General features: G+C 48.8%; 9 protein-coding genes. 7 read left to right on the top strand and 2 right to left on the bottom strand.

What is annotated here, in order from left to right:
- Positions 1-98: 98 nt before the first annotated feature.
- The gene (locus ACT3T7_RS08575) at positions 99-1,214 is read right to left on the bottom strand and encodes a hypothetical protein (protein WP_444630713.1); all 1,116 of its coding nucleotides are present in this window, start codon (positions 1,212-1,214) and stop codon (positions 99-101) included.
- A gap of 1,588 nt (positions 1,215-2,802) precedes the next feature.
- Positions 2,803-3,906: a replication protein RepA gene (locus ACT3T7_RS08570; protein ID WP_444630712.1), complete on the bottom strand. Its 1,104-nt coding sequence runs from the start codon at positions 3,904-3,906 to the stop codon at positions 2,803-2,805.
- Positions 3,907-5,337: 1,431 nt separating this feature from the next.
- Between ACT3T7_RS08570 and ACT3T7_RS08565 the strand changes: the two genes are divergently transcribed.
- From ACT3T7_RS08565 to ACT3T7_RS08535, 7 genes are all read left to right on the top strand, one after another.
- The gene (locus tag ACT3T7_RS08565) at positions 5,338-5,763 is read left to right on the top strand and encodes a hypothetical protein (protein WP_444630710.1); all 426 of its coding nucleotides are present in this window, start codon (positions 5,338-5,340) and stop codon (positions 5,761-5,763) included.
- 628 nt (positions 5,764-6,391) lie between these two features.
- Complete coding sequence (locus tag ACT3T7_RS08560; RefSeq protein WP_444630709.1) at positions 6,392-7,285, top strand: hypothetical protein; 894 nt, start codon at positions 6,392-6,394, stop codon at positions 7,283-7,285.
- Positions 7,286-7,398: 113 nt separating this feature from the next.
- A complete protein-coding gene (locus tag ACT3T7_RS08555; protein WP_444630708.1) occupies positions 7,399-10,530 on the top strand; it encodes a helicase-related protein in 3,132 nt (1,043 codons plus the stop codon).
- Between the two features lie 11 nt (positions 10,531-10,541).
- The gene (locus ACT3T7_RS08550) at positions 10,542-10,829 is read left to right on the top strand and encodes a hypothetical protein (protein WP_444630707.1); all 288 of its coding nucleotides are present in this window, start codon (positions 10,542-10,544) and stop codon (positions 10,827-10,829) included.
- A gap of 771 nt (positions 10,830-11,600) precedes the next feature.
- Positions 11,601-12,383, top strand: coding sequence for a ParA family protein (locus tag ACT3T7_RS08545; protein ID WP_444630706.1), 783 nt, complete (start codon positions 11,601-11,603; stop codon positions 12,381-12,383).
- On the top strand, positions 12,370-13,686 hold the full coding sequence (locus ACT3T7_RS08540) for a ParB/RepB/Spo0J family partition protein (RefSeq protein WP_444630705.1): 1,317 nt from the start codon (positions 12,370-12,372) through the stop codon (positions 13,684-13,686). Before ACT3T7_RS08545 ends, ACT3T7_RS08540 begins: the two co-directional genes overlap by 14 nt.
- Positions 13,687-13,726: 40 nt before the next feature.
- Entirely contained in the window at positions 13,727-14,008 is a 282-nt protein-coding gene (locus ACT3T7_RS08535) for a helix-turn-helix domain-containing protein (protein WP_444630704.1), read from the top strand.
- The last annotated feature ends 87 nt before the right edge of the window (positions 14,009-14,095 follow it).

The raw sequence follows: 14,095 nt of genomic DNA, 5'->3' as shown, positions 1-14,095 counted from the left end.
CCCCCATAGACCTTCAACAGAAAAGCCCTTAAAAACCCGCTCAGGGCAATTAAGGGCTTTTCTAGTTACGTAGGGTAGGGTGAACGCTTTAAATGGCCTCAGGCCAACGTTAGGGCAATCTGACGTTGTTCACGAGTGCGGGGAGACAAGCTAAGCTCACGCTCGGCATTCGACTGCCGTACATTCGCGGCTTTGATTTCCGATATAAGATCATTGCTCGGGTACAGATAAAACTCAGCATCTTCCAGGAAAAGACGGCCTGTATCTGTGGAGCGCTTCTTAATCAATTGTTTATCGTACCGGTCAATTGTCCCGTCCTTCTGAAGCCTTTTGATTTCTTTCTCCAATGAGTTAACCCCATCAGTTAGTCGAGCATAATTCAGTCCAGAAGTCGTCTCCCTGATATCTGTAAACCTGATCCGCAATGGTGCGTGAGGAGCTAGATTAGTCGCAAAGATCAAACGTTTTACCAGTGTTACACCACAACTCCGACGAGCGTAAAGCCGGGTCATGTCATACTGACGATATTGAGCACTTTCTATTGCGTTGGCCACGACGCGATGGAAAAACACGCGCCAGCGAGCCTCAGGGGCATGCCTCGCGTTATCTTCATTTGAGGCCGCTTGATACTCGCTGATGATACGGCTTTTAGCTGCTTGGTTACCGCTCTCGGATTCCAGCAGGAACGTCGAAGAAGTCAAAAGGTCTAGCGAGGCTACCACTTGATAATGGTTATACGAGTGGCCCATCGCTTCGAGCTCCCGCCGCAATTGTCGAATTGAAAATACAACGCCGTATTCTCGTGTACCTTTCTCAACCTGACAAAAGCCCCCCGATTCCGCAGAGAGCTTCATCAACGCGAGCTCTACGGCCTGTTCTTTGATGCCTGGATATCTTACGACCCATGGAGCTTCTGGTTTCGTATGATCCCGGCAAGTACCAGGGAACTGAGTAAAATCGAAACGTTGACCGCCATAACTAAATTTTGACTTAACAGCGGTGGGCAGTTTTTTCTCGCTGTTGACGGTCTCATTCGCATATTTGGGCAACCAATCCCAGAAGGCTATGGCGTTCGATATGGATATGCGATCGGTGGATTGGTTGTACAAAAACGCCTGATAGGTTGCCAGGGCTATCTGGTCTTTGGGTACATTGTCACGTATCAGAACCTGTTCATCTGGTCCGTATAAAGGCGTTCGTTGTTTTTGAGACATGCTAAGCCTCCCGATTTGAATCAAACCACCGTATAGCATACTGATAGCAAAGGGTGGTTGCTGGCGCTCACATTACAGACCCAAAATAGAAAAATCTCTGTATTTTTTCCAAAGTGGCCTGAGAACCCTCTAGTAGGTGGTGATCATCCTATTTTAAGAGTGGTGGTTGGCGCTCACATTAGCTAATAGCCACGATCAAGGTGATGGATAACGCGCACATTTGGGCCGTGAGCCTAGGTCCAGCTGGTAATCAAAGCACCCTGAGGCCCAACCATGCAGTGTTATACTGGTTGCTGGCGGTCACATTAGACCTGCTTTGCTCGCCAAGGGGTGGTAGCTGATACTCACATCAGGCCCGCTCCGCCCACCAAGGGGTGGTAGCTGGCGCTCACATTAGGCTGCTTTTCCAGCCGCGGGGTGGTAGCTGACGCTCGCATTAGGCTACTTTCCCGCCGCAGGGTGGTAGCTGGCGCTCGCATTAGGCTGCTTTCCCGCCGCAGGGTGGTAGCTGGCGCTCGCATTAGGCTACTTTCCCGCCGCAGGGTGGTAGCTGGCGCTCACGTTAGGCTGCTTTTTTTTCCAGCCGCGGGGTGGTAGCTGGCGCTCACGTTAGGCTACTTTCCCGCCGCTGGGTGGTAGCTGGCGCTCACATTAGACTGCTTTTCCAGCCGCGGGGTGGTAGCTGGCGCTCACATTAGACTGCTTTTCCAGCCGCGGGGTGGTAGCTGGCGCTCACATTAGGCTGCCTTTCCAGCCGCAGAGTAGTGGTAGCTGGCGCTCACATTAGAAAGGGTTGTTCTGCCTAGAGTGGTGGTCGACGGTCACAATAGATCTGGATTGCCCGCCGATAGCTGGTAGCTGGCGCTCACATTAGCCTTGGTAGACCCATCCAGGCGTGGTGGTTGGCAACAATCACCTTAGGCCTGGCTTGTCACTGCTCAGTGGTAGCTGTTGCTCACCTCAGGTCAGTTACTCGTGGGGAAAGTGGTGGTTGCTACTCACTTTAGGCCCAGCAGGCACTGCAGGGTGGTGGCTAACACTCACATTAGTATTAAGGGTTGGTGGGCAACCATCTGGCGTGTAGTGTTGGGAGGCGATTAACGCTGACTTACTAGATAGCGCCTAATTACGGATATTAATAGACCACGCTAGAAACTGTTTTGATATGTCAAGATATTTGGAGTGGTGGTTATTGCTCGCATTAGGTGGTGGTTATGACTCGCAATAGCATATAAGCATGGTTATCTATCCAGTTAATGGGATACTTATCCACAGACAGAACAGTCTTAAGTGGTGGTTCGCGGTCACATCAGCGATTTCTAGTGGTGGTTGCCGCTCACATTACCTAAAAAAGGTGGTGGTTCAAGGTCGCATTACAAGAAGGCCCAGAGGAGAATAAAGGATAAAGTGGTGGTTATAGGTAGCATTAGGTGGTTGTTATCACTCACATTTAAGGCCATTAATCCATTAATAATCAATTGACTACGAGCAACCTTCTTTTTGTTCTTTTTCTTTTTATCCTTCGGTTTTTACTCAAGAGCCAGATAGTCCAGCCCTTTCTCAGTAATTCGATCAATAGCACGTGAGATCAAGATTTCACCTTGTACGGTACAGGTGGGGGAGAGCGTTTCAATTTAACTCCGGTTTTCACTACAGTCACATCAGCTTTGGGATAGACAGCCAGTACCCGACTTAGTGCTTTGAGGAATGCCCGCTTAAAATTGCGTATACCAGCCTCCCCGGTATATTCAGTACCAAACTGAGCGTGGAGTTGATGCCAACGTAAAATGGAATGTGAGCCCTTAAGGCGATGCAGACGCTCAGTTAACATCATATACAGGTCCAGGGATAAAGCGGACCCTTTCAGGGCATGCAATGCCCTCATATCTACGGGAACGGCATGCTCTGAAAGGTTTTCATAATAACGATCACTGAATATGACAGTTTCAGGCCACATTTCTCTACTACCTGTGGTCTTGGTGGTCCATGCTTCGAACCCTTCGATGATATCGCCCTTCAACGTATAAGCCCTATCTTTAACACTATAACCAAGGGTAAGACGACATGCAGCCAGGCTTTGGACCTGCTTCTTGAACATGGTGTAAGAGCCATTTACTCCACCCGTAGGGGTGATGCCCAGTGTTCTGAGAAATGCAGAGGCGCTAGGGCCAACATTCACACAGGGTGATTTTTGGCGCAAAGCTTCGCTGTTGAGCTGAGCGAGAATGAGCCGTGGAAAGGCACCGTAAGGAAGGGGCTGATCTACAAACTTCTCACCGTCCCAGAGAGAACCTGCATCGACCTGGATCGCAACGCTATCGCACACCCTTGAATGCCTAAAGGCGTCAGTCTTGCTCCGGGGCAAACCTAACTGACACAGCACGGTATGCATAAATGCAATATCGTCGACATCAGGTAACCCCGAACGAATATCCTTAGCAAACGCAACCAACGAGGCTGGCAAAGTAGGGTCTAAGGGTAAGTTTTCTTTGTTTACCTCAGGCGATGCAGGTTCAGTAACTTGAGGCTGGGAGTTTCCCTTACGCTGACTTTGCACCAACTCTGCTGCGACATCCCCAAGGCTTTTTCGTACCAGCTCCAGGGCCAGATCGGAAGCAATGCCGTTCTCGCGCATCAGCGCGTCCATTTCAAGGGCCTTGGCTGCTATCTGTGCGTCAAACATTTGAGACATGTACTGAACACCGCGGTTAGGGGTTGTGAAGCTGAAAATACGCCATTCTAAGCGCCAGCCCTTACCTAGCTAGGGGGCTGGAGGCGCCCTTAAGGGCATGTTCAGGAACTTTTTCGCGATTATCTTCAGGGTTGGCTGAGGTTCTTATGTGCTTGAAAACCTCGACATAGCCATCTGCAGGGGGAGCCATGCTAATACCCAATTCAAAGAATGCAAGTTCATTAAGTAATAATATTTAATTGGAACTTAAATAAGGGAAATTGCCACATAAGGACAAACCTCAATAGCAACTAAAAGGAATGTCTTAACATGACTGTGTAAAGTTATATTAACAATAAGAATATGTGTTCTTTTGAATATAAATAACGGGTAGAATTACGGAAATCTTATAAATTTATTATAGGTAATTGATACTGGTAGAACTCTAAATGTTCAGGAATCGTATTGAGTACTCTTAAGGGCTTCTCAGTGCATGGGGAACCTAATTAAGCAATGCGATAATACAAACAGTATTATGCTTAAAAATATCGGTTTGAATTAAGGGTTATTGATGGCGCACCTAAGCCTAATCGGTTATCAAGAAACCGTGGAGATAGATCCAGTATTGGTCACTGAAGCGGGTAACGTAGTTTTGGATCTGCAGCATGACGATAGGCCCCCAAATTTGTGGGCCTATCGTGGGACACAATCGGGCGTTGAGTGGTATGGCGACTCACTCAAAGAGGTTATACAGCTCTGGAGTTTGAAGGTCATTGCATCGACGCTGCCAATTGTCTCGGATACTCGGTTAAATATAATGCCTAGCGAGACAAAGACCCTGGATGGTAAAGGGATTCATTTAGTAGATCGGTACAAACGGCCCATCGCCCGGTTTACAGACGAAGGTGAAGCCGAGTCTTGGCTACAACTACTCAAAGCGACACCACACAAGCGACAAGAAGCGCTACCGCGTTATTTGTGTAAACCCTTGAGCCATACCGGGATGGAGTCGCCATGGTGGTTGCCTTACGAGTTCACAACTTACCCGTTCATTATGGATAGAGGTTTTTTCTACGGCCCAAGCAAAATCAAGGGCGAACGCTGGCATAGCGTAGCCACGGGCACAACACCTGGTTCCCTTTCAGCCGCTTTCAACTGCCAGGCCATGTACAACTGCTTTTCAGCTGCGAAGCTGCATCGCCTATGCGAGTCTCAGGTTGAATTTGGCATAGGGAGTAAGGCTACTCATGAAGGTAGGCCTTGTATCGTTAGGCATACACCAGAAGAACACTTGCTCCAATCCAGCAGCACAGTACTCATCAGTTTGGACCGGACCGCGAAGCTTGACTGCACGATCGCGGACCTAACGCCGATGTCATAGCTACTATAAGATCAACCGATAATATCCGTATTATCGATATTACACATAAAAAGTAAGCCGGGAGATTTAACATGCTAAACGACTATGATCAGGCAACAACTGATATCAAGATGCCTCACACCGTCCCGCTATTGGGCCGTAAACAGGTGGCTAACTGGTGGATTAACTCACAGAGAGACACGCTACCAATTCCCGTCATCGAGTTTGCTGGCAGTGGATCTACGGATCAGTACGATTTCGCTATTGAGGTGTCAGACCAGGAAAAAGATCTTTATGAAGGCCTAGGGGATTATTCGGCCCTCAAAGTGGGAACCTTCAATGATGGTGATATTGTCCTGGTAGTAGAAAGCTCCGAATCCGTGAGTATTGCCCAGGTCCAGTGGTGCGCAACAGTCAATCAATGGAATGTCCGGGCTACCTCTGAGCTCCCCGCTACTTATCTTGACAAGGAAGCAATAATTGGCCAGATAGTGAATTTTGACCCGCTAGGTCACTAATATAAAGCTTGTGGGGCTGCCGGCTTGTAGAAAACAGAGCTGGTTAGCCACCAATAGCTATTAGCTATATTAAATTGAAGGCGCTTAGGCCTTTGGCAAGAAGTTTGGCTCGTTAGAGATCAGCCGCTGCAGGCTGTGGGAATGGTGCTGGTAGGTGTCGAGAAAACAGATAGTACGATAGGTTCATTTAGTTAGCTGGTTCTTCATTTGGGGTAAAGCTGATAGGTAGGTAAAACCTAATAGGAATATAGCGGGCACGAGCAAAGAGAACGATAATGTTACGGCGGCCAATACGGTAATAATTGCCCCGGAAAGGGACATAATAAATTGAGGCAATGAGCAGAATGGGTAGTTATCTACCGAATAATGAGATAGTAGCTTGGGTAATTTCATAATGTCCTGATTCCTTGGTTATCACATCATCGCTTTAATATCACATAGACAGTTATAGCACATTTTCGAACATTCCATAAATTTTTTAGAGTAAGAATGTAAACTAGATGGAAACTCAGTTTGTACTGACATTACAAATTCTATGCGCCCTAGATAGAGCAACCTTTCTAGGTATTAAATTTTGATGTTTAAACTCTTCATTTATAATCGACACAAACGATTAGGAGAGTTAAGAATGTTTGATATTCAGTCCTTTAAGGTTTCGCTTCTTGACGATGTAGCACGTCTAACGTTAGCGCGTGCTGAGTACAAGGCAGCAGTTGACACCTTAAGTTATCTCGGCAGCCGTATTTCCTACAGCTCCTTGGACTGTCTGCCAAGAAGCCTTGAATCTCTACTTCGTAATCGGTTTAATCAGGTCGAGAAGAAATTAACTGCCCAATATGCCAACGAATACCCGGTTGAAGTGACGACCAAAGAAGAGTTCTACACATTTGAATATAGCCGCTACAAAAGTGAACAGACTGATAGTTATTTGAATCACGATCACTACTTTGAAATTTTGCGGTTTGGGGAGCAAACAAGTTCCCCTCAAAAAATAACGCAACGCTTGGAACAATTTATCCACGGTATGCCTTGGGAGGATATCAAGGCCGATTTCGATAGCCAGTGTATCAATATTAAAGATGCAGGTATGAAGCAGGCTGTAGCGTGCGCCCATAAGTTCTTAAGGTTGGGCGGATATGGCGAACCCAAGGTCACCAATAAGGGGCTGATGACGGAAGCTTACTACCCCAGCTGCTCCATTAGGGCTCGGGAGACCAGTGACGACGTGATCAAATTCATGGAGGCCTTATCACCAATCGCGAATGAAGCCGCGGTCGAAACTGGTGACGCCCTGCCACAATTAGCAGAGGCACTTAGAGAAGTAGGCGTTTTTGAAAGGGTGCCGGTACGAACTCGATTTGGTAAAGGTAAAGCCATTGATCTAACAGTCTTTACAGATAAAATAAAGATAATTGTTAGCCATGATGTATTAGAAGCTATTCAGGCAGCAACCATGCTTTACGGTACCGAGAAGCAAGTTGATGATATTATGCGTTGTTATGATAAGAAAAACGCAGCTTAATTTGTAAAAGAGCGAACGGGCGACTTTATTCATAGACCCTTAATTAATTAGGGTCTTTTTATTTGGTACGTATAATAACAATCAAACCTTTAAAGTAATATTTAGGAAGCGATATGAGCTCTTTTGACTGGTCTGCACTGGATAGCTTAAACTCTCGGGGGAGTAAAGCGACTAAAGTAGTCCGGATGGCTGATTTACATCAAAAACGCGGGGAAACGCTTTCCCAATTTTTTACACCTTCTTGGGTGGTGAAGTTAGCCTGGAGTTTGGTTAGTAGAGCATTTGATCACAACGACCACTACCGGCTACTGGATAACTCCGTTGGTGCGGCAAGTATGTTTCGTTTTGCTGACCCAACACGGCATACATTACACGGTTTCGATATTGATAAAGAGCTGATTACAAATATCACTGAGAAGCTAGATGACGCTGGCTTTGAATGTGACTTGCAAGCTATGGGGATGGAAGAGGCTATTTTAGGCGAGTATTCAGCAGCCCTTATAAATCCCCCATTTTCGATTACCTTATCAAGTCCTCACCTGACCCCTTACGAGGGTATCACTTGCTACGGTAAGCATGGTCCCGATACCTCGGCCTTGTCCCATGAGTATGCCCTGGCCCAGGCACTGGAGAAGGCCGACTTGGTGGCCGCAGTGTTGCCCAATTCCACTACTAAACGCCTGCAGGCTGGAATATTGGGCCAGAGGCTCAAGCAACGGCTCGTGGCGGTATTAAAGCTACCAGCAAACACATTCGCACAAGAGAATGTCGTGTCAGTCAGTACTGATCTTCTTGTCTTCGGCAATCGCCAGACGGTATGTCGAACCGTCTACGAGAAAACCATTAAACAGAGTGATACGCTAACCCCCTTACCCGATCTTGGCCTTATGTGTCGCTCTGAGCGCGAGCTAGGCACTCGGCCACTCCGGGCGTTGCATATCAGCCATAGCAAGCCGGCTGTAACGCTTCCAGTTACTCAGGATCGCCGCGTTATACTGACCCGAGCCGGCCGTAACATAGCGCTTCGTTTCTTCGATGCGGCAACAGAGGTGAAGGTTAAAAACGCACTATGGCGTCAGCGGCTGCGTTCAAACACCCTGCACCGATACCCAAGCAAGACGAATTTCGCTGGTCAATATCAGCTATCACTTGATGCCATCGTACTTCAAGCTGACCCCTTCGCTGCCTTGAAAGAGGTAGTCCAAACGATAGCAGCTGCAGGAGGGCTCCCCGAGGTTACCCGCCAACTACACGATGGCCTCAGGTCGCTAATAAAAGAGCATCAACAAATGACGGTTCCGTACGGCCGCACCGTCTACCGAAAAGGAACGCCAAGCTTTTCTGCGACTGCCCGAAACATGGGTATGATTGATCGTTCGCAACCGCGATCTGTCGTGGCAATGGGCGAGGAGGTCAAAGCCCTGCGCGTGGAGAATGGGTTCGAGATTACAACGTCGCGTGGTGTGTTCACGATGCCACACGACGACTTTTTTGGACGTTTCGATATTGAGGAGTCAGCAGCGCAGGCGGGCTACTGGCAGGACGTTTACCCTCCAATACGGGATAGCTATCCTCAGCGAATTGCTCAGTTGGAGAACCAGGCAATTGAGCTAGGGCTCAACAAATGGCTCTCCTGGGACTTCCAGATGGAAGATCTCCTGGAGCTCGCCTTCCGCCCCAAAGGGGGAGTGTGTGGCTGGCAAATGGCGCTGGGCAAAACCCGGCTCATTCTGGCCCTTTCACTTCTGTTACCGGGGCCCTCGCTAATCGTTGTTAAAGCCCGTCTTGTTGATGAGCTGCAGCGCGAATTAACCTCGTTGGCGCTAGGCTGTGAGTATCATCAGTGCATCACCAGCACCGCTTCGCTCGACGCCCTGACTAAAATTAACATCGTCAGTTACGAGGCTATCCGGCGCCCACTCGATGCCCGATGGCCAAAGGTAACGATGGCCAAGCGCATGAAAAAACGCTTTAAGAATATCTTTTGCGATGAAGGGGGCTTGTTATCGAACAGCCATACCCAGCAGTCACAGGCCATTAATATGCTCGGTGGAGACAGGCGCTTTGTCTTTGACGGAACGCCTATGGCTAACTATCCCCGCGATTTACTCCCCGTAGTGGCATGGTGTGTTGGTGCTGAGCGCAGCTATCAGCCCTATAGTGCCCATAGCGGGGGCGGGTACGTGTATCCGGAGTTGTTCAATAGTGCGAAAGAGCAACCAACGGGGCGCCAGGCCTTCTTTGACCGATTTGTAACCATCAAGTGGGCGACGAACGAATTTAACGATACCGGAGTAGGGGCCAAGCGTGAGATTCCCAAGATACCCTCTGCCAGTCTACCTCTGTTCCGCCAGTGGTTGAGCCCGTTAGTCAAGCGCCGGGTACAGCAAGAACCGGCCGTGGCCAAAAACGTAACGTTTCCGGTACCGGTGATTCACCCGCCCGAGAATATCGAGTGGGATATTGATCACTTGTCTACCTACGTGAGGACCGTTGAAGACTTCGCCGATTGGTACAGAAATTACTACGCGGACCAGTACGAACAAGGGAAAAGCCTAAACCTAACCATCATACTTCAGCGGCTGGAAGCCTGTTTCAAGGCGACTAACGCCCCCCATACGCTGAGCGGAGTTGTCGATCCTTACACGAACACCACTAGTAAACAGGTCCGGTGCATTGAGCTTGTGATCCGAGAAGTAGAAGCCGGACGGCGCCCCGTTGTATTTGCGCGAAACCCTTCTGTTCTGGATCGTTTGCACAAGATGCTTACCGACCGGGGTATCAGTTCACTGGTATTTACCGGCAGGGAGCCGATCAAGAAACGGACCAAGCGACTTAACGATCAAATCCGTGATGGGCATACTCAGGTAATGTTGGCGTCTTTGGGGGTGACGCAGGACGGACTAAACTTACCTGAGCTGAATACCTTCATTTTCTATAACCGTAGCTTTAAGTCGCGTGAAGAGTTCCAGGCGATCTACCGATTACTCAGGGCCCTACAGAAAGCTGAAGTGCACGGCTACTTTCTGCACTTGGCGGGGAGCCTGGACGACTATATGGGCCAGTTGGTCGAGTGGAAAGAGCTAGCGAGCGAATCCGGGCTAGATTACGGGGAGGGTGTTGACGACGATACGGAGTTTGTCCATTTCGATGCCATTTTGCAGCGCTTCATTAATACTGTGCCCGACCTGAAAGCACGCCTTGAAGCACTACGAAATAATCTACCGTCAGCTGTAGCGGCATAGGAGAGCAAAAAGTGACTACACCTGTAACGAATCGGACCATCCGGCAGTTTAATCTTTCAGATACCAACGATGTCACCCTGCGGATGCAGGGAACCTCGCAACGAATAATAGCGAAGGCGCTGGATGTTAAGCGTGATGATGAAGGACGAATCACCTACGTTTGTCTGGACCGGTTAATCCATCGTGATCACGAAAATTCTTTCAACCTGAAGCTGGACGTAGCGGGGCAGACTGTTGATAGGGGATATGTTGCTCTGGTGGGCTGTTTTGCAACTGAAATGACGTTTGGTGACCTCTAACGCTTGCCAGTTACTGGAAGTCGGCAAACAATTACCAATTGCCGAGCCAAAAGGAAATGCCGTGGCCCCGATCTGAGGGGCACGCCTACGATGAAATCAATTAGGGGTTTGAATGTACAGCATGATTGCAGGATTCACCTTTTCTCACCAACCCTTTACTCAGGAGGTGAAGAAACACACCGTCTCGCGAATGACCAAAATGAATGTGACGTGTGATGTTCTAGTTGCCGACGGTGCTAACGGTACATGTTTGATATTGGAGTTTAGGAAGCCTGGCGGAGAAACTGAGACGTACCAACTATCTGATCGCCAAGTCACTCTGCTCTATCGTCAGACCCACGAGAGCATGGGGGTGGGGTTGGTGGTCCCTCATCTGGCCAGCAGGGCACTGATTTGGCGTGAGAATGACGTTCTTTATCAAGATCGAGCAGCTTAAGCGCGTCATGGCACAGCCCTTGCTGCCTGGCCGACTTTGTATGCCCTGAAATCGGCAAGCAACGATACAGCCACACTGTTATCTATTTAGCCAAGCACCGCAGTACCCCATCAATTCATCAACGCCCCCCACCATGTGCAGGATCGGCTACATTCTGCACATGATAACGAACATTCCCTCTTCGTTATTCATGTCCTTTTCAAGTATCTGCTAACCTCATATAATGATGTTAATAAATCGCTATGTGATAACGCGACTTTGCATGATAGGGTACATAAAAATTGACCATGGGGGTCGGTGAATGGCAGTCGACTCCAAACAAAATGGAGTCCTACGTGACAAAAATCATTGCTGTTGCGGCTCATAAAGGGGGAGTCGGTAAAACCAGTTCGACCGTTATGACCGCGGCCGAACTTTCAAAGAGAGGATTTAAGACCTGTGTGATCGATAATGATCCTCAGGGAAATGCTTCGAGTGCATTAACACTTAATGCCGATGGCACTGAAGTAGAAATTAGTGACACGATTACCGCGCGCCTTTATAGCCCGCATTGCTCGATTGCGGACATCGAACCATTGCATTGCCATTCCGGCATCGACTTGATACCTACCCCCCCAAATTGCGATATTTTTAGGCAGCTGATCGTGTCTCTTGAAGATCGCTGGATCTTCGCGGATAACCTTAAGGATCTTTGCGCCAAGTACGATATCGTCCTGATCGACTGCCCCCCGAACTACTCGGTTACGACAACGGCTGCGCTGATGATGGCCGATTACGTGCTATGTCCTATCAAGATTAATGGCCATGGTTTGGGTGGTTTGAACGGAATTCTGAAAACCATCGCTGAAGTACGCTCGCGTGACAATCCAAATCTGAAGTTCCTTGGGTGTTTCATCAATCTGATGGAACGGTCCGATCGCTTGGATATGAACGCCCAAGAAATACGCCGTGAGTTAGGTAACCTGGTATTCACAAGCATGATATATCGAAGACTGCCCATTGATACTGTCCAGGATATTGGCGGTACCTTGGCCGATCTAGGCTATGCCCACGTAGCGGATAAGGAAGTGAAGGCATTTGTAACTGAATTGGTGGAGAGGCTATATGACAACGATTGATCAGAAGAGAAAAAACCAGAATTCAAGGCAGCGAAAGAGCCTTTCGGCCATCTCCCAGTCACTGCAAAGTGATGACTCGCTGTTAAATGGTCAGGCAGTGCTGGCGCTTGACCCCAATACCATTGAGGTCCTTCCTCAGGTCAGAAAGAAATTAAAGAACATACAGGAACTGGCCGATAGTATTAGCGCGAATTCGCAGCAGCAACCTATCATCGTGCGCCTAACGGGACGTAATCAGTACACCCTTGAGAAGGGCCAGCGACGACTGGAAGCCTGCAAATTACTGGGTACCAAGGTTGCGGCGGTAGTCAATAACAAGCATGGCTCTGCAATGGATCTTCACGCGAGCCAGCTGGTTGAGAATATTCAGCGTGATGAATTGGAGCCTCTGGAAATTGCCGAGGCTCTAAAGCGTTTTATAGACGAGGGTTGGACGATCCGGCCAATAGCCAAACAGCTGGGTAAGAACAAAGACTACGTCCATAAACACTTGGCGCTGAACAAACTTTCTGAAGATGCGCGCTCGCTTAGCTATGATGGCTTGGTGACAGAGTCAGTTTCGTTAAAAATAATCACTCAGCTGGTGGAGTTAGACCCCTCTAGCGAGTCTGGTCTGCTGGCGCAAATACGCGAGCAAGAGGGGATGTCGCGTTCCCAGCTTGCCCGTTGGTATAAGTGGGCGAAAGTGGCCGTTCCCAAGGGTCAGAGCATTTTGAGCTATCAGCCTGGCGTGAGCGATATAGAACCACAATCCCTACCTGCTACCAAGGGTATGGCTGGAGATAACCCCAAAAGCGAAAGGGAAGAGCACCAAGGGAGTGATCGTCCTGGTAAAGGGGTTGGCGTCGGCACGATGCTGGATACCCACCAAAGCCCTGGCTATGAGGAGGCTACAGCGGACACGAACACCGCCGTGGAGGAAAGTACTGGTAAGTCATCCGAGAAAAAGCCCTCAACGCCGAAACCCGAAAAAAGGGACGAAGAGCAAAAAGACCTTCTGGAGCACATGCCGCAACAGGAAGGTTCAAATGGTGCACTAGAGACAGAAGCGCCTAAGACCTCACCTGATGAAAGAGCCCTCCCAGATGAAGGTCCCGTAAATCATGAGGGTTACCAGGTTTATCGTCATGGTCAACTTGACTTGCGATTGAGCGTTGAAGGACGAGAAGGGTCGTTACTAACAACGCATCTGGATGATGACCCCGATATTGTATGGGTGAAACTTGACAATGAGGAGAAACCTCAACGAGTTTCGATTTCAGCCATTACATTTTCGTGCATGCAGCCGGTAGTTGAGAGGTAGCCGCATGGGCGATTTTGAGTGGAAGAAGCTGAGCCCGCTTATGCGACGTCGATATACCGTGATCACCGCGATCGCGTATCAAAAGCTGGACCTGTCTCAGCTATCGGCCACGACTGGCATACCCAAGCCGACATTGGCACGACTGATGAAGAGTTTAAGGGTCGAGTTTGGCATGGATATTTGTTACGTTAAAACGGTCGTTTCAACGTCCAAAACGAGCAAAGGCTATTACAAAATTGAGCGCTGGGGCGTCCTGGATCAGGTGTTTTTCAAGGGTAACATTGCGAAATGTGCCCCGCTTCAAAATAGCCGGCCCACCTAGTACAAAATTGTTGGGAGATTTTACATAAGTAGTAGCTATCTCCTTCACAATATTCCCTTAGCAGGAGGTAAAATAGAGCCGATGAGC

The sequence above is a fragment of the Halomonas sp. 111 genome, assembly GCF_052379685.1.
GTDB lineage: Bacteria > Pseudomonadota > Gammaproteobacteria > Pseudomonadales > Halomonadaceae > Vreelandella > Vreelandella citrativorans.
This window is presented reverse-complemented; position numbering and strand designations above follow the sequence as displayed.